The sequence below is a fragment of the Halomonas sp. SH5A2 genome, assembly GCF_014263395.1.
Taxonomy (GTDB): Bacteria; Pseudomonadota; Gammaproteobacteria; order Pseudomonadales; family Halomonadaceae; genus Vreelandella.
Window position 1 is genome coordinate 2,060,490 of sequence record NZ_CP058321.1, and the last position, 16,493, is coordinate 2,076,982.

General features: G+C 56.9%; 13 protein-coding genes. 5 read left to right on the plus strand and 8 right to left on the minus strand.

Translation table 11 applies throughout. The features are described 5' to 3' along the window. Positions 1-13: 13 nt before the first annotated feature. Complete coding sequence (gene miaE, locus HXW73_RS09595) at positions 14-667, minus strand: tRNA-(ms[2]io[6]A)-hydroxylase (protein WP_186252903.1); 654 nt, start codon at positions 665-667, stop codon at positions 14-16. A gap of 419 nt (positions 668-1,086) precedes the next feature. On the opposite strand from miaE, the gene acnB reads away from it, so the two are divergent. The 3 genes from acnB to HXW73_RS09610 all read left to right on the plus strand — a co-directional run bounded on the left by acnB (position 1,087) and on the right by HXW73_RS09610 (position 6,294). Further along, positions 1,087-3,690 carry a bifunctional aconitate hydratase 2/2-methylisocitrate dehydratase gene (gene acnB / locus HXW73_RS09600; protein ID WP_186252904.1) on the plus strand — a complete coding sequence of 868 codons (2,604 nt, stop codon included), beginning with the start codon at positions 1,087-1,089 and terminating at the stop codon, positions 3,688-3,690. A 159-nt stretch (positions 3,691-3,849) separates the two neighbouring features. Then, entirely contained in the window at positions 3,850-4,341 is a 492-nt protein-coding gene (gene rraA, locus HXW73_RS09605) for a ribonuclease E activity regulator RraA (protein WP_186252905.1), read from the plus strand. 69 nt (positions 4,342-4,410) lie between these two features. After that, positions 4,411-6,294: a glycerophosphodiester phosphodiesterase family protein gene (locus HXW73_RS09610; RefSeq protein ID WP_186252906.1), complete on the plus strand. Its 1,884-nt coding sequence runs from the start codon at positions 4,411-4,413 to the stop codon at positions 6,292-6,294. Between the two features lie 2 nt (positions 6,295-6,296). Here the strand turns inward: HXW73_RS09610 and ggt are convergent, their stop codons facing one another. Continuing rightward, complete coding sequence (gene ggt, locus HXW73_RS09615; protein WP_186252907.1) at positions 6,297-8,087, minus strand: gamma-glutamyltransferase; 1,791 nt, start codon at positions 8,085-8,087, stop codon at positions 6,297-6,299. 117 nt (positions 8,088-8,204) lie between these two features. Then, positions 8,205-10,580 carry a phosphoenolpyruvate synthase gene (gene ppsA, locus HXW73_RS09620; protein ID WP_186252908.1) on the minus strand — a complete coding sequence of 792 codons (2,376 nt, stop codon included), beginning with the start codon at positions 10,578-10,580 and terminating at the stop codon, positions 8,205-8,207. 226 nt (positions 10,581-10,806) lie between these two features. On the opposite strand from ppsA, the gene ppsR reads away from it, so the two are divergent. Further along, complete coding sequence (gene ppsR, locus HXW73_RS09625; RefSeq protein WP_186252909.1) at positions 10,807-11,640, plus strand: posphoenolpyruvate synthetase regulatory kinase/phosphorylase PpsR; 834 nt, start codon at positions 10,807-10,809, stop codon at positions 11,638-11,640. A 12-nt stretch (positions 11,641-11,652) separates the two neighbouring features. On the opposite strand, the gene HXW73_RS09630 is transcribed toward ppsR, so the two are convergent. The 4 genes from HXW73_RS09630 to HXW73_RS09645 are packed head-to-tail and all read right to left on the minus strand — an operon-like array spanning position 11,653 to position 14,527. After that, positions 11,653-12,231, minus strand: a complete 579-nt coding sequence (locus HXW73_RS09630) for a hypoxanthine-guanine phosphoribosyltransferase (protein WP_186252910.1) — start codon at positions 12,229-12,231, stop codon at positions 11,653-11,655. A 32-nt stretch (positions 12,232-12,263) separates the two neighbouring features. Beyond that, positions 12,264-13,289, minus strand: a complete 1,026-nt coding sequence (gene nagZ / locus HXW73_RS09635; RefSeq protein ID WP_186252911.1) for a beta-N-acetylhexosaminidase — start codon at positions 13,287-13,289, stop codon at positions 12,264-12,266. A gap of 58 nt (positions 13,290-13,347) precedes the next feature. Continuing rightward, positions 13,348-13,872, minus strand: a complete 525-nt coding sequence (locus HXW73_RS09640; RefSeq protein WP_186252912.1) for a L,D-transpeptidase — start codon at positions 13,870-13,872, stop codon at positions 13,348-13,350. Further along, positions 13,850-14,527 carry a TetR/AcrR family transcriptional regulator gene (locus HXW73_RS09645; protein ID WP_085919352.1) on the minus strand — a complete coding sequence of 226 codons (678 nt, stop codon included), beginning with the start codon at positions 14,525-14,527 and terminating at the stop codon, positions 13,850-13,852. The genes HXW73_RS09640 and HXW73_RS09645 overlap by 23 nt, the downstream gene beginning before the upstream one ends. A gap of 300 nt (positions 14,528-14,827) precedes the next feature. Here HXW73_RS09645 and lexA point away from each other — a divergent pair, with 300 nt between their 5' ends. Further along, complete coding sequence (gene lexA, locus HXW73_RS09650; RefSeq protein WP_186252913.1) at positions 14,828-15,493, plus strand: transcriptional repressor LexA; 666 nt, start codon at positions 14,828-14,830, stop codon at positions 15,491-15,493. On the opposite strand, the gene purU is transcribed toward lexA, so the two are convergent. Further along, complete coding sequence (gene purU, locus HXW73_RS09655) at positions 15,490-16,344, minus strand: formyltetrahydrofolate deformylase (RefSeq protein WP_186252914.1); 855 nt, start codon at positions 16,342-16,344, stop codon at positions 15,490-15,492. The two genes, lexA and purU, sit on opposite strands and share 4 nt — an antisense overlap. Between the last annotated feature and the right edge of the window lie 149 nt (positions 16,345-16,493).

Genomic DNA, 16,493 nt, shown 5'->3' on the forward strand with positions numbered 1-16,493 from the left:
GACGAACGGCAACTTACGCTGGCACGCCGCTATGAAAACGGAAAGCTGTATCCGGCGAACTTATTAGCTCTGCTTCACATGCAACAAAGAACGCGATCCGCTCGTCGATCGAGTGGTCGGTCTGCTGCCGGGCAAGCAATAGGTAATCTTCGAAATGTCGGCCTTCAGACTTGACGAGGGTGCGGTAGAACTTCGCTAGTTCCTCATCAAGATAGGGAATCAAGCAAGCAAAGCGTTCGCAGCTTCGCGCCTCGATGAGCGCGCCAATAATCAACACATCAATCAATCGCTCAGGGTCCTGGGGGCGAACATGGCGTCGTAACCCTTCCGCATAGCGTGAAGCCGTCAAGTGACGATACGTTACGCCCCGATTCTCCATAAGAGTCACTACCTGCTCGAAATGCAGCAGTTCTTCCCGGGCAAGTTGCGACATCTTGCTCAGTAGCAGCGGTTGATCCACATAGCGATACAGCAGGCTCATCGCCGTTGAGGCGGCCTTTTTTTCACATTGAGCGTGGTCAATCAGCAAAATTTCGGGATTTTCCAAGGCCCAAGCCAGCCAGGCATCTGGCGTTGCACATCCCAGAAAGTCATTCAAGCTGTCAGGCAATAGGTCGTTCGCATCGAGCGAATGACCCGCTTTGTCAGGAATTACTTGTATCGACATAACACCGTCACTAAATAGTTATCACACAATTGTACAACAATCATAACGCCTTGGGTAATTCGAATATGCCAGTGCGGCCACCTGATCAGCCTGGCGCAGGCTATCAGCCCGCCAGATGGTAACGCGGCGTTACGAGAATCACACTTTATGCAACCTCTGTCGATAGCGAGTGCTTTTTTGCTAGTAAAGCATGCCAGAACGTTTGGTCCTAGCGTGTTTCACACCTTTGACCATGCGCATCATCACAAAGTACAACGCCATGGCAGCGGACTCACCTTAACATTGTCGACAGTTTCACGTAGAATTGCTGCCATCCAACCAACGCTGTTTGTCAAGCGTATGTCAGTGTCCGGTGGCATTGTGAAGCGCATAGCCCACGTGCCGTCGCCACCATAAAAGCAGATGAGAGGGCCCCAAACGTGCTTGAAGCTTACCGCCAACATGTCGAGGAACGCGCTGCAGAGGGCATCCCCGCCAAGCCCCTGAATGCCGAGCAAACCGCCGCTCTGATCGAGCTGCTGAAAACGCCCCCGGCTGGCGAAGAAGAATTTATTCTCGACCTCATTACCAACCGCGTTCCCCCCGGTGTTGACGAAGCGGCTTACGTAAAAGCCGGTTTTTTAACGGCCATCGCCAAAGGCGAAGCAACATCGCCCCTCATCGATAAAGTGCATGCCGTCAAACTGCTTGGCACTATGCAGGGCGGTTACAACATTGTGTCGCTGGTCGAGCTACTCGACAACGAAGAGCTCGCCCGTGAAGTCGGCGAACAGCTCAAGCATACCTTGCTGATGTTCGATGCCTTCCATGACGTTGAGCAGCGTGCCAAGGCAGGTAACAGCGTCGCCAAGGATGTCATCCAGTCCTGGGCTGACGCCGAGTGGTTCCTGTCCAAGCCAGCCCTGGAAGAAAAAATCACCCTCACCGTCTTTAAAGTACCTGGAGAAACCAACACCGACGACCTGTCACCGGCGCCGGATGCCTGGTCGCGTCCCGATATTCCTTTGCATGCCAATGCCATGCTCAAGAACGAACGCGAAGGTATCGACCCAGTAACGCCTGGCACGACCGGCCCGCTAAAGCAGATCGAAGACGTAAAAGCCAAAGGCTTCCCCGTCGCTTACGTGGGTGACGTCGTCGGCACCGGGTCCTCGCGCAAATCAGCCACCAACTCAGTGCTGTGGTTCTTTGGCGATGACATTCCTCATGTGCCTAGCAAGCGCGCAGGTGGGTTCTGTTTTGGCAGCAAAATTGCCCCGATCTTCTTTAACACCATGGAAGATTCTGGCGCCCTGCCGGTAGAAATGGATGTTGAAAAGCTATCCATGGGCGACGTCATCGACGTTTATCCCTATGAGGGTAAGGTCTGCAAGCACGGGACTGACGAAGTACTGACAACCTTCGAGCTTAAAACTCAGCTGATTCTTGACGAAGTCCGTGCTGGCGGGCGTATCCCGCTGATCATCGGTCGTGGTTTGACCGGCAAGGCCCGCGAGTCCCTGGGGCTTGCTCCGTCAGACGTGTTCCGTCTGCCCGAGCAACCCAACGACACAGGAAAAGGCTTTACCCTGGCCCAGAAAATGGTCGGCAAGGCTTGCGGCATGGACGGCGTACGGCCTGGCATGTACTGCGAACCCAAGATGACCACGGTGGGTTCCCAGGACACGACCGGTCCCATGACCCGCGACGAACTGAAAGACCTGGCATGCCTGGGCTTCCAAGCCGACCTGGTCATGCAGTCGTTCTGCCATACCGCCGCTTACCCGAAACCAGTCGATGTGGACACTCACCACACCCTGCCTGACTTCATCATGAACCGTGGCGGTGTTTCGCTGCGCCCCGGCGACGGCATTATTCACAGCTGGCTCAACCGCATGCTGCTGCCCGACACAGTAGGCACTGGGGGCGACTCTCATACCCGTTTCCCGCTGGGTATTTCCTTCCCGGCCGGTTCGGGCCTGGTCGCCTTTGCCGCCGCCACGGGGGTCATGCCGCTGGACATGCCGGAATCGGTACTGGTTCGCTTTAAAGGCAAGCGCCAGCCTGGCGTCACCTTGCGCGACCTGGTTCACGCCATTCCGCTCTATGCTATCAAGCAAGGTCTACTGACGGTCGAGAAGTCCGGCAAGAAAAATGCCTTCTCAGGCCGCGTTCTGGAAATCGAAGGCCTTGAGGATCTGACTGTCGAGCAAGCCTTTGAGCTTTCCGACGCCTCTGCCGAGCGTTCAGCAGCCGGCTGTACCATTACACTCTCCGATGAGAGCGTGGCCGAGTATCTCAAGTCCAACATCACCTTGCTCAAGTGGATGATGGCCAATGGCTACGGCGATGAGCGCACTATCAGCCGCCGTATCGAAGGAATGGAAGCCTGGCTTGCCGATCCTAAATTGATGCGTGCCGACAAGGATGCCGAATACGCCGAAGTTATCGAAATCGACCTCGACGATATTAAAGAGCCAGTACTTTGTGCGCCGAATGACCCCGACGATGCCCGTCTACTTTCAGACGTTGCCGGCACGAAAATCGACGAAGTGTTTATCGGCTCATGCATGACCAACATCGGTCATTTCCGCGCCGCCGGCAAACTGCTTGAGAAACAGCCCGCAGGCAGCCTCAAAACCCGCCTATGGTTAGCGCCTCCGACCAAGATGGATCAGCACCAGCTCACCGAAGAAGGCTACTACGGCATCTACGGCCGTGCCGGTGCCCGCATGGAAATGCCAGGCTGCTCGCTGTGCATGGGTAACCAGGCGCGTGTCGCCGCCAAGAGCACTGTCGTATCAACCTCAACGCGGAACTTCCCCAACCGTCTTGGCGACGGCGCGAATGTCTACCTTGCATCAGCAGAGCTGGCGGCAGTGGCCGCCGTTGAGGGGCGCCTGCCCACGGTCGACGAGTATCGCCGTTATATGGGAGAGTTTGACGCCATGGCAAGCGAGATCTATCGTTACATGAACTTTCACGAAATTGAGGAGTATCAGAAGATCGCCTCAAACGTGATTCCGGTGGCTCAAGAAGCGTAAGCTTCAACACCACCGCTCCATCGCCGATGCTCGCAACATCGCAAAAGAGCCCTGGGTTCTTTTGAGCCGATGAACGAACGCCCCGCCACTGTTCTACAGGGCGGGGCGTTTTTTCTTACGTTTACCAGAGACTTCGGATCACACTGACAGGAATTCACCATGGCGACGATCATTACCCCCGATATATGCGATGCCTATCCAGACGTCCAGGTATTGGAACCCATCTTTGCCAGCTTTGGCGGCGTTGATGCCTTTCACGGTCCTGTTCGAACTATCAAATGCTTTGAAGATAACTCTCTCGTCAAGCAAGCTGTCGCTGAACCTGGCGACGGTGCTGTCCTTGTCGTCGATGCGGGCGGTTCCCCTCGCTGTGCCATGCTCGGCGATATGCTGGCCGAACAAGCGGTCGAGAATGGCTGGGCGGGCGTTGTGATGTACGGTTGCGTTCGCGACGTGGACATCCTCGCCACCCTGCCTCTCGGCGTTCAGGCGCTGGGGAGTCATCCGCGTAAAAGTGAAAAACACGGAGAAGGACAGCGTGATGTGGCCGTAAGCTTCGCAAGCGTCACCATCACGTCAGGCAGTTGGCTGTACGCTGACAATAACGGCATCCTGATCGCCGATCGCGAGCTTCCGCTTGACCAAGCGTAACTTGCCTGACTTGCCAGGGGTGGCGCTTGCTGCCACCCTGAAACCCTTTTTCATTACCCTTTTGTGACCATGCAGCCTTTGAATCAGCTTGGCTATGCCCTTGCCCGCACGTTACGCGATCATCTACGTCCGCTGATTGCGTTTCATTTATTTTTCACTCTGCTAGCATCAGCCCTTTTATTACCCGCCATCGCCTGGGTCATGCGTGCCCTGCTCGCCCAGTTACGGCGTAGCGTAGTGACCAACAATGATCTGGTCTCGCTCGTATTCAGCCCTCTGGGGCTATTAGGCATGTTGGTCGGTATTGGGCTTTTCTTTGTGGTGATTTATTGGCAGCAGGCCGGCATGCTCCAGGTAGCGACAAGGCCGCGTGACAATCACTACCGCCTTGCGTTTGAAGCGCTCTGGCTAAGCAGTCGGCGGTTACCAGCACTGACGGGCTTGGTCGTCTTACAGGTGGGTAGCCACTTGATACTTCTCGCCCCCTTCATGCTCGCCCTGACCTGGCTGTATGACATATGGCTGGCTGGTATCGACCCCTACTACCTTCAACGCATCAAGCCACCCGCATTGTGGTATTTCCTCGCCTGCGCGACCCCATTGTTACTTTTATGGATGGGCCTAGCTGCCAGACTCTATTTACGCTGGTTACTGGCGCTCCCTCTGGTGGCTCTGGATGAATACTCGCCGTGGCAGGCACTGCGCCGCAGCGTCGTTCTCACACGAGGCTGGCATCGCTCGATTGGCATTGCCGTCATATTGGTCCTGGTACTGATTATTGCGCTGCCGATTGCGACCACCCTTTTATTTGACCATTTATTTACGCCGCTGCTGTGGTGGTTACCCGAGCATACAGCTGTCCTGGTACCGGCCATGCTGGGCTATTTGACCGGTTATGTGCTGATCACGCTGGCGATTACCTTTCTGGGCATTGCGGTGAATGCCCTTTTGTCGGCCTGCCTGTACCTTCAGTTGGCTCATCGAGAAGCGCGCCCAGCGCCGCCTACCGATGCCCGCCCGGGTCGCTTTGCCTGGGCCGTGGAACTCAGCGTACTTGCTTTTGCAGGGCTTCAGGCCTGGTGGATACTGACAAGCTTCGAAATTCGCGACGACGTAGCGATCATTGCCCATCGCGGCAGCTCAATGGCAGCGCCGGAAAATACCCTGGCGGCAGTGGACCAGGCAGTCGTGGACGGCGCCGACGCCATTGAAATCGACGTACGCCTAACAGCCGACCAGGAGGTCATGCTCTATCATGATCGCAACATGGCACGCCTGACAGGCGACCAGCAGGAATTCGGGGACTTGACGCGTGATGAACTCGAGCGCTACGACGTTGGCAGCTGGTTTGGCGATGTGTATGAAGGGGAACCCATTCCAGGACTCGACGATGCACTGGCACTGGTGCGTGGGCGCGCCGACCTGATGATCGAAATAAAGCCCTTGCCCGGCCAGGGTCAGGCGCTCAGTGATGCTGTGATTAAAGAGCTTCAGCAAGAAACTGATGCCCGGTACCAATGTTGGGCAGCCGCCGATAGTCCGATAGCGGCCTACACCCAGTGTGGCTACCCAAATGCCATGCACAGCATGCGCATTGCCACCATGTCGCCAGGCTTGCTACCGTTCATCAAAGAGCAAGCACCAGAGCTCAAGGTCACACTGATCGCCCAACTGATTTTACCGGGCACTCTGGATCGCGGAGCCTTTGACGCCCTGGGCCTTCGCCATAACCGCATCACCACGCAGGAAATAAGGCTGGCGAGGCTCTATGGCTATGAAGTTCATGCCTGGACGGTCAATAGCCGGGATCGAATGTCCACACTTATCGACTTGGGTGTGGACGCGATCATTACCGATTATCCTAAACGGCTGGTCGCGCTGCGCAACGACCGCCGCGCGCTGAGCGACGGCGCATTGATGTTGGTGAAACTGCGCAATTGGCTGCGACGCTAAACTTAATCGCCCATCACCACGCCTTCTCGGCGGGGATCAGCGCCGCCAAACAGCGTGCCATCTTCCAGGCGCATGATGGCCTGCAGCCCGCTGGTTAGCTCGCGCTCGCTGATGTCATGACCCCGGTCTCTCAGGGCATCGAGAGTGGCGTCAGGAAAACGTCCTTCCTCAACCCACACATCGCCGCCCAGGGTAACCGCGTGGGGCAGGTTCAACGCCGTTTGCGCATTCATTCCCCAATCACGCAGCGCCATCAGCGTCCGTGCGGTGTAATGAATAATCGCCGCGCCACCGGGAGATCCAAGGCTGCCGACCAGTTCACCGCTGTCATGCTCGAAAATAAGTGTGGGACTCATACTGGAACGCGGGCGCTTGCCAGGTTCCACCCGATTGGCCACGGGTTCACCGTTCTGCTCGGGCTCGAAGGCAAAATCGGTCAGCTCATTGTTGAGCAGAAAGCCGCCCGGCAAGTCGGTCCCGCCATCACTCATGATACGCGAGCCAAATGCCTGCTCGATGGTCGTGGTTATGGCCACCGATCGGCCTTCAGCATCCACGATACTGATATGGCTGGTGCCATATTCAGGCTGGGTCGGCTGTGCCGCCCAACTGGTTTCAATATCGCCGGGCCGACCGTGTTCGGCGTCTTCCCCCATACTCTCTTGGCCAATCAGCGCGCCGCGCTTGGCAAGATAGTCTGGCGCCAGCATTGTCGACCAATCACCGCCGGGGGCCTCGACGAAATCCGGGTCGGCTATGTAGTAATTACGGTCGGCGAAGGCTAACCGGGAAGCTTCCAGAAACTGGTGCAACCAGCCGCTGCTGGTGACACCGTCGTCCAAGGGGGCTTCAAGTAGGGGCTGCTGATCGAGCATGCCAAGAATCTGCATGATAGTGAGGTGGCCGGATGAGGGCGGCGGGAAACCACATACCTCCCATTGCTGCCAGGGCGTACAGATAGGATCGCGAATAACGGCGTCATAGCCTTCAAGGTCATCCAGCGTCATCGCGCCGGGCCGAGCTGGGTGCTGGGTCACCTGATCGACAATATCCTCGGCAACTTCCCCTTGATAAAACGCCGCGCTGCCTTGCTCGGCAATACGCTTTAATATCGCCGCGAGGGCCGGGTTCTTGAGGGTGTCACCCACCGCAATGGGCTCGCCTTGCGAGTCGTAATAGAAGTCCCGTGCCCGTTCGTTGTCGCGCAAGGCATCATCATTGGCAAGACTAGTGTGAAGCCGCTCACTGACAGCAAAGCCTTCTTCTGCCAGCGTCATCGCCGGCACAAAAAGGTCTTCCCAAGGCAGACTGCCGTGAGCCGCGTGGGCTTTTTCCATTAGTCGCAGCGTTCCCGGCACACCCACCGACCGGCCACTCGCGACAGCATCCATAAATGCCAGCGGCTCGCCATTCTGCATGAAGAGTTCGCCATCCACAGCGGCGGGTGCGGTCTCACGCCCATCATAGGCGCGCACGTCATCACCATCGTAATAAAGCAAGAACGCCCCGCCGCCAAGGCCACTTGATTGCGGCTCCACAAGTCCGAGCACCATCTGGACGGCAATAACCGCATCAATCGCGTTGCCGCCGGCCTTCAATATCTGATAGCCCGCATCGGTGGCCAGCGGATTGGCAGCCGCCACCGCGAAGGAATCGGCAGACCAGCCAGGCTTTTCTTCGTAGCCAGACTCGCTTTCCGGTGAGATGGCGGGCGTTTCATAGTCGAAGCCCCAACTATGTAAAGGCACTACCAAGAGACTGGGTAGTAACCAGCGCATTTTTTTAGAAGGCATCACGACCGACTCCGCCAATGTACACAGACCAAAAATAAAGCGTAGCCTATTAAACCCAAGCGCCCAGCACAATGGCTGGGCGTGTTTAACATAGCCTGCTAACTATCTTGCTAGCTATCAGTCAGCGATGGTTTCACCGGCCAACATGAACCAGGTTTCGATCACCGCATCCGGGTTGAGGGATATCGAATCAATCCCCTGCTCCATCAACCACTTGGCAAAGTCAGGGTGGTCGGACGGCCCCTGACCGCAGATGCCGACATACTTGCCCCTGGCTTTACAGGCCTGAATCGCCATGGAAAGAAGTTTTTTGACGGCTTCGTTACGCTCGTCAAACAGGTGCGCCACGATACCCGAGTCGCGATCAAGCCCCAGGGTGAGCTGCGTCAGGTCGTTGGAGCCGATCGAGAAACCATCGAAATGCTCGAGAAACTCGTCGGCCAGCAGCGCATTGGCAGGCAGCTCGCACATCATGATGACTTTGAGGCCATTATCGCCACGCTTGAGCCCATTGGTCGCCAGCAGCTCGACCACTTCGCGGGCTTCTTCCGTGGTGCGCACGAAAGGCACCATGATCTCGACATTGTCGAGCCCCATGTCGTCGCGGACACGCTTGAGCGCCCGGCACTCAAGTTCAAAACACGGACGGAACGCCTCCGAGACATAACGCGAGGCCCCCCGGAAGCCCAGCATGGGGTTCTCTTCGCCGGGCTCATAGAGCTTGCCGCCAATCAGGTTTTCGTACTCGTTTGATTTGAAATCCGAAAGCCGCACGATAACGCGCTGAGGATAATAGGCAGCGGCCAGCGTCGAAATGCCCTCAACGAGTTTATCGACGTAGAAGCTGACCGGGTCGGTGTAGCCAGCCGTGCGCATATCGATTACCTGCTGAAGGTCAGACGGCAGGGTGTCGTACTCCAGCAAGGCCTTGGGATGAACCCCGATCATGCGGTTGATGATGAACTCAAGCCGCGCGAGTCCAACCCCGGCATGGGGAAGGCTGGCAAACCCAAAGGCGCGATCGGGGTTACCCACGTTCATCATGATCTTGAAGGGAATCTCGGGCATGGTGTCAACATTGGTCACCTTGCAGTCAAAATCCAGCAGGCCTTCATACACATGGCCGGTATCGCCTTCAGCGCAGGAAACGGTCACGTCACTGCCTTCATTCAATCGTGTGGTGGCATCGCCACAGCCGACGACCGCAGGGATGCCCAGTTCACGGGCAATGATCGCCGCGTGGCAGGTTCTCCCGCCGCGATTGGTCACGATGGCGGAAGCGCGTTTCATGATCGGCTCCCAGTCAGGATCGGTCATGTCGGTTACCAGCACATCACCGTCATGGATCTTGTCCATGTCGTCCGGCGTCATGACCACCTTGGCGGTACCGCGGCCGATGCGTTGACCGATAGCGCGACCCGTGACCAGGGTGCGGCCTTTTTCGCGTAGCTGGAAACGCTCCAGCTTGCCGCCTTCCTGCTGCGATACGACGGTTTCCGGCCGCGCCTGCACGATGTAGAGCTCACCATCATCACCATCCAGTGCCCACTCGATATCCATGGGCCGCTGGTAATGTTGCTCGATGGTCACTGCTTGACTCGCCAGCGCCATGACCTGCTGATCGTTGAGACAGAAACGACCACGGTCCTGCAGGGGCACGTCAATGGTCTCGACCGACTTGCCTGCGCTGGCATCTTGGGTATAGACCATCTTGATCAGCTTGGAACCCAGATTGCGGCGCAGCACCGCGGGCCGCCCCGCCGCCAGGGTCGGCTTATGAACATAAAACTCGTCAGGATTCACCGCCCCCTGGACAACGGTTTCACCCAGCCCCCAGGAAGCGGTCACAAAGACCGCATCGCGGAAACCCGACTCGGTATCCAGCGTGAACATGACACCCGACGCGCCCGTTTCCGAGCGCACCATTTTCTGCACACCCGCTGATAGCGCGACATTTTCATGTGCATAGCCGCGATGAACCCGGTAAGAGATAGCCCGGTCATTAAACAGTGACGCGAACACTTCGTGGACGGCGCGCTTGATATTGTCGAACCCTTCGATATTGAGGAAGGTTTCTTGTTGGCCGGCGAAGGAGGCATCCGGCAAGTCTTCCGCGGTAGCCGAGCTGCGCACGGCGACCTTCAACGCAGGATGACGCTCTTGAAGCGTTTGGTAGGCGCTACGCAGTTCTTTTTCGAACGTCGGGGGCAGCGGCGTATCAATCACCCACTGGCGGATTGTTTTCCCGGCCTCGGCCAATGCTTTCACATCGTCCACGTCGAGCCGCGCCAGCATATCGTTAATACGCTCGTTGAGGCCTTCATGGGCAAGAAATTCTCGGTAGGCATGGGCCGTAGTGGCGAAGCCACCGGGAACCGTGACCCCCGCTCCCGATAAATTGGAGATCATTTCGCCAAGCGAGGCGTTTTTGCCACCCACGCGTTCGACGTCAGCCATACCCAATTGATCGAACCATAGAATGTAATTGTTCACGCAACCCCCTCGCTCAATAGGCCAGCGATCATGACAACCGCTAGAGATGAATGCGGTCACCCTAGCACCGCCCCGGCGTATTCGCCATTGGTCTAATAGCGAAGGCGATGGAGGATTTTTACAACAGGCGGCATTTTTGAACATTTGTTGTAGTCGCGACTCAGCGCCGTTGTGCCAGACGCCATCCCGGCACACAATATGCGCAACGTTCAGGAGAGCAAACACCATGCAGCGCACGGCTTTTTTTATTTCAGATGGGACAGGCATTACCGCAGAGAGCCTGGGGAGAAGCCTGCTGGCCCAGTTCAGCGATGTCGAGATCAACATGCAAACCAAGCCTTATATCGACACCCTGGAAAAAGCCCAGGCCTTGGCCGAGATTATCGACGCAACGGCGGTCCGCGACGGGCAACGGCCGATCATCATCGACACCATTGTCGATCAGAAAATTCGCGACGTGATTCGCAAGGCCTCCGGCTTCAAGGTGGACATCTTCTCCACCTTTCTGGAGCCGCTCGAACAGGAGCTCGCCACGCACTCGTCCTACAGCGTGGGGCGAACGCACTCGATTGGCAGCGACGATGTTTACATGGACCGCATTCACTCGGTGCACTTTGCGCTGGACAATGACGATGGCGCGCGCACGCATCAGTACGATAAAGCCGATATTATTCTGGTCGGGGTATCACGCTGCGGCAAAACACCTACGTCGCTCTACCTGGCGTTACAATTTGGCATTCGCGCCGCCAACTATCCGCTCACGGAAGACGACCTGGACGAAGACGGCATGCTGAAACTGCCCCAGGCGCTTGCACCCCATCGACACAAGCTATTTGGCCTGACAATCGACGCCAGGCGTCTCGCCGCCATCCGCAATGAACGAAGGCCTAATAGTCGCTACAGCTCGATGGATCAATGCATGCAAGAAATCCAGCAGGCGGAAGCGCTGTATCGTCGCCTGCACGTGCCCTTCATCGACACGACGCGCTTTTCCGTAGAAGAAATATCCACTCGCATGATCGCTGAAACAGGCTTGGCGCGGCGCTTTTCACCCCGTTAAGGCAGCCAGTGATCACATGCCCTTGGGCGCGAAGATCCCCGGGGCATTGCGCCAGTAGCCCTTGTAATCCATACCAAAGCCAAACACATAACGATCGGCGACTTCCAGGCTGCAGTAGTCGGCTTTCAGGCCGGGCACTGCCTTGCGATCGTGGCGTTTGTCGACAAGTACCGCCGTAGTAATGCTGGCAGCTTGTGCTTCCTGGCAATAGTTGAGAATCGCTGACAGCGTCGTACCTTCATCAAGAATGTCGTCGACGATAACAACGTGTCGACCGGCCATGGGAATCTCCGGCGATACCCGCCAGAAAAGCTCTCCGCCGCGGGTTTCGTTGCGGTAGCGAGTAGCATGCAGGTAGTCGACCTCAAGAGGAAAGCCCAACCGGGTCAGCAGATGCCCCGTGGTGATCAAGCCGCCATTCATAACGCAATAAAAGACCGGCAGTTTATCGCCCAGATCCTCGCTGATCTGCTCGGCCATTCGGTCAAGCGCCTGCTCCACCTGCTGTTGGGAAATCAAGCAGTCCGCGTTGTCCATGAGCTCGCGCATGGTGTCGAGCGATGCGAGTGCTTCTTTGTCTAGCTTTGCCATTGAAGTTCCAGCCTGCTTGGTAAAAACGATCGTTAACTGCTGCGTGAATGAGCGGCCATGGCCTCTAGCTGGGCATGCGTGCGCCGCCACCGGCTAAGTGCCGGCAGGGCGTCCAAATCGGGGCGTGCGCGTTTGTAGCGCAGCTTGCCGGGCCTGACAGACTCTGGAGTTGGAACGGCGGCAACGACCTCAAGCGCTGCCTCGCGATCGTTGCACACCAGCAACATGTCGCAGCCCGCGGCAAGAGCAGCCGCTGCGCGTTCGCGCGGTCCACCCGCCTCATGAGCGCCAGCCATGCTCAAATCGTCGGAAAAGATACAGCCTTTAAACCCCAGCGACTGACGCAGCATACCCAGCCAACTAGGCGAAAAACCGGCGGGTCGCTTGTCGAATGCCGAATACACAATATGCGCAGGCATGACGCCATCAAGCTTTTTAGCCAGATCGCTAAAAGGCACCAGATCGAGTTGTTTGAGGGTATCAAAAGGCCTGTCATCAACGGGCAAGGCGAGATGCGAATCTGCCTCAACGCCGCCATGACCGGGAAAATGCTTGCCGATCGCTGCCATACCGGCCTCATGCAGTCCGGCCACCAGCGCGCCACCCAGTTCGCTGACTTGCGCGGCCTCCGGGCCAAAGCTGCGGTCGCCAATCATGCTGTTTAAGCCGCTATCAACATCCAGCACCGGCGCAAAACTGATATCCAACCCGCAGGCGGCCATTTCCATACCCAGAAGCCAGCCGGTGTCCTGGGTGAGCCTCAGGGCCGCCGCACGATCCTTCTGGTAATAGTCGCCAAGGCGAGCCATCGGCGGCAGGCGCGTCAACCCTTGTTTGATACGCTGGACGCGGCCACCTTCCTGATCCACTGCCAGTAACACGTCCGGACGTAGCTTACGCACCTTGCTACACAGTTCCCGGACCTGGTGGGCATCTTCAACATTGCGTGAAAACAGGATAACGCCACCCACTGCGGGCTTTTTCAGCAACTGCTTTTCTGCGGCGGTCAGCGTTGTCCCTTCAAGGTCCAACATGACCGAGCCCAAAGGATGTGTCATAGCGGGTTGTCCAAAAAAGGCGCTAACTCTAGACGATGATTAGCGAGGAGTCCAACGATCAACGGCTGTCGTGTAACCAGACAGGCGTTCCCGGTGACGCATGTTCAAACAGCCAAAGGAGATCCGCATTACGCAGCCGCACGCAGCCATGGGAGGCTGGTTGACCCATGGGCTGGTCCGGCGGCGTACCGTGCAGATAAATATAGCGTCGCTGGGAATCCAACTGACCGCCGCGGTTTACTCCCGGCTCCAGGCCACACAGCCATAGAATGCGCGTCAGAATCCAGTCTCGCTCGGGAAACGCCGCAGCCAGCTCGGCATTGAACACTTCTCCCGTCCAGCGGCGGCCTTTGAAGACCGCGTTTTCCGGGGCATCAGCGCCAATGGCGGCGCGAATATAGTGCCAGCCCAGCGGCGTTTGCCCACTGCCTTGCTGATTACCCAGACCCTGACGCCCGGTGGAAATATCACACTCATAGCGACACGTATCGCCTTGCCAGGCGCGCAACCGCTGCGTCTGGGCGGCGATTTCCAGCCATAGCCCCTCCTGGGGCGGCATTTCAATGAGCGACGGTGTCTGCATGGTGCTCAATGTCCTTCTCATCAGGTAATGGCGCGTTCATCGCCGCCACCACCACCGGCCGCAGTCGGCGAACCAAGTCGCGGACCGAGACATGCTGGTGGTAATCTTTTTCGGCAATATCGCGCAGCGCATCCAGCCCTGAAAGCGTAAAGATGACGGTACCGAGCATAAAGTGTAGCCGCCAGAAGCGCTCGGCGTCCGGCAGATCCGGTGTCGCACGGCGTACCAGTTCGGTGAAACGGCTGAATACATCGCCATATTGCTGCTGGATGTAACGCCGCAAATGCCCTTGGGCCTGACTGTAGGCAAGCCCCAGCAAACGCATGAAGACTTTGAGGCTATTGCGCTCGGCTGGCACCGTCAGCACCGTTGTCGCCATGGTTTCGAGCAGCACCTCAAGAGGGATATCACGCCCCTCGTAGCGGGCTTCGAGTTCGTCCAGGGCACCATGGAAACGCTGGGAAAACGGATCCAGGTAGCGAGCAAACACCGCCTGAATGAGCGCTTTCTTGGACCCGAAGTGATAGTTCACCGCGGCAAGATTGACCCGTGCCTTGCTGGTAATGTTGCGTAAAGAGGTTTCGGCAAAGCCGCGCTCTGCAAAAAGCACTTCAGCAGTATCCAGAATGCGCGTCACCGTATCCGATTGAGCCATGCTGCTCTCCATAAAACGGGCCAAAAAAAGCGGGCCATAAAAAACGGATGTTTTAAACAAACTAGGATGCTACGTTATCGTTTGTTACCTCTCAACGTTTACCTGAACACTCAGTCCGTACCCAGCGTGGCTTTGCATCTTTATATACATCAATTTGTTAGCTGACTTATCCCAAATATATACTGGACAGGAGAACATGCTGTATACTTAACCACATGCTGTTGACTACATACTGTGAACTACATACCGATAGGTAAACAGAAACGCAGTCTTGCTCACTTATTCAACCTGGAGGCTGGTATGTCGCGGCCATTAACTGCTCGTCAACAAAATGTGTTCGACTTTATTGTCAAAACCATGGCTGAGCTCGGCTATCCGCCCACCCGGGCTGAAATAGCCAAGGCGCTGGGGTTCCGCTCACCCAATGCGGCAGAAGAGCATCTGCGCGCACTCGAGCGTAAAGGCGTCATTCGCATCATTCGCAATACGTCTCGCGGCATACGCCTGCCCAACCAGGAGCCCCAGGAAACGCCAGACGTACTGACAACCTCAGGCTTAGACCCTGCCAACGGCCTGCCAATTATTGGCGAAGTTGCGGCGGGCAGCCCTATTCTGGCCGCTGAGCATATTGACCGCTACTGCCCCCTGCCCGCTGACTACTTCTCGCCCAGAGCAGATTACCTGTTGCGCGTACGCGGGCTATCAATGCAAAACGTCGGCATCCTCGAAGGCGACCTTCTTGCCGTGCATCGCACCCAGCGCGTTCGGGACGGCCAGATTGTCGTCGCTCGCCTGGAAGACGAGGTAACCGTAAAGCGTTTCAAACGCGAAGGCCATCAGGTCACGCTCATTGCGGAAAACCCGGACTTTGACCCCATCAATATCGATTTACGCACTCAGCCGCTCGATATCGAAGGGGTTGGCGTCGGCGTTATCCGCGGCGGCAACGGCCAGGCGCTTGGCTAGCTGAACACGATCGTTTTATTGCCGTGCACCAGCACGCGGTCTTCCAAATGCCAGCGAAGACCGCGAGCCAGTACGGCTTTTTCAACATCACGGCCAAAACGCACCAGATCGGTAGGCGTATGGCAGTGGCTGACCCGATGAATGTCCTGCTCGATGATGGGTCCTGCATCTAGCTCCTGAGTCACGTAATGGCAGGTGGCGCCTATCAGCTTGACGCCACGTTGATAGGCTTGGTGATACGGCCTGGCGCCGGCAAAAGACGGCAGAAAGCTGTGATGGATATTAATGACTTGCCCTGCGTACCGTTCACACAACGCCGGGGGTAGAATCTGCATGTAGCGAGCCAACACGATGCTGTCGGCCCGGGCATCATCAATATGCGCCTGCACCTGCTTAAAGGCCGCTGACTTGTCTGCAGGATCCACCGGCACATGGTGATACGGAATTCCGTACCATTCGGTTAACGAACGCATATCGTCATGGTTGGAAATAACGCCCACGATATCGCAGTCCAGTTCCCCCACCTGCCAGCGATAAAGCAAATCGACCAGGCAATGGGATTCCCGCGAGACCATCAGGACAACTCGACGCCTTTCTCGAGTGTCGACCAGCGACCACTGCATATCGAACAGCTCTGCCACAGGCTCGAAGGCAGTGCGTAATGCCTCTGCTGACATACCCAGCGAATCCGCCAGAATTTCATAGCGCATAAAGAAGCGACCGGTTTCCAGGTCAGAATGCTGGCTGGCTTCGGTAATCGACCCGCCCTGATCTGCGATAAAACTTGATACCTTCGCGACAATTCCCACTTGGTCCGGGCAGGACACCACCAAACGATAAAAATGCGACATAGTCATTACTCTTCACGGTTTGCCAGGCGGCGATGATCAGGCCATCCACTGGTATTAAACAAACGTCTAGTGTACCGAATGCGGCGGCTGCAATCACCGCCCGAAACAGCAGTGATTGTTAGCCGCCCGCCCCATCCCGTATAGTTAAC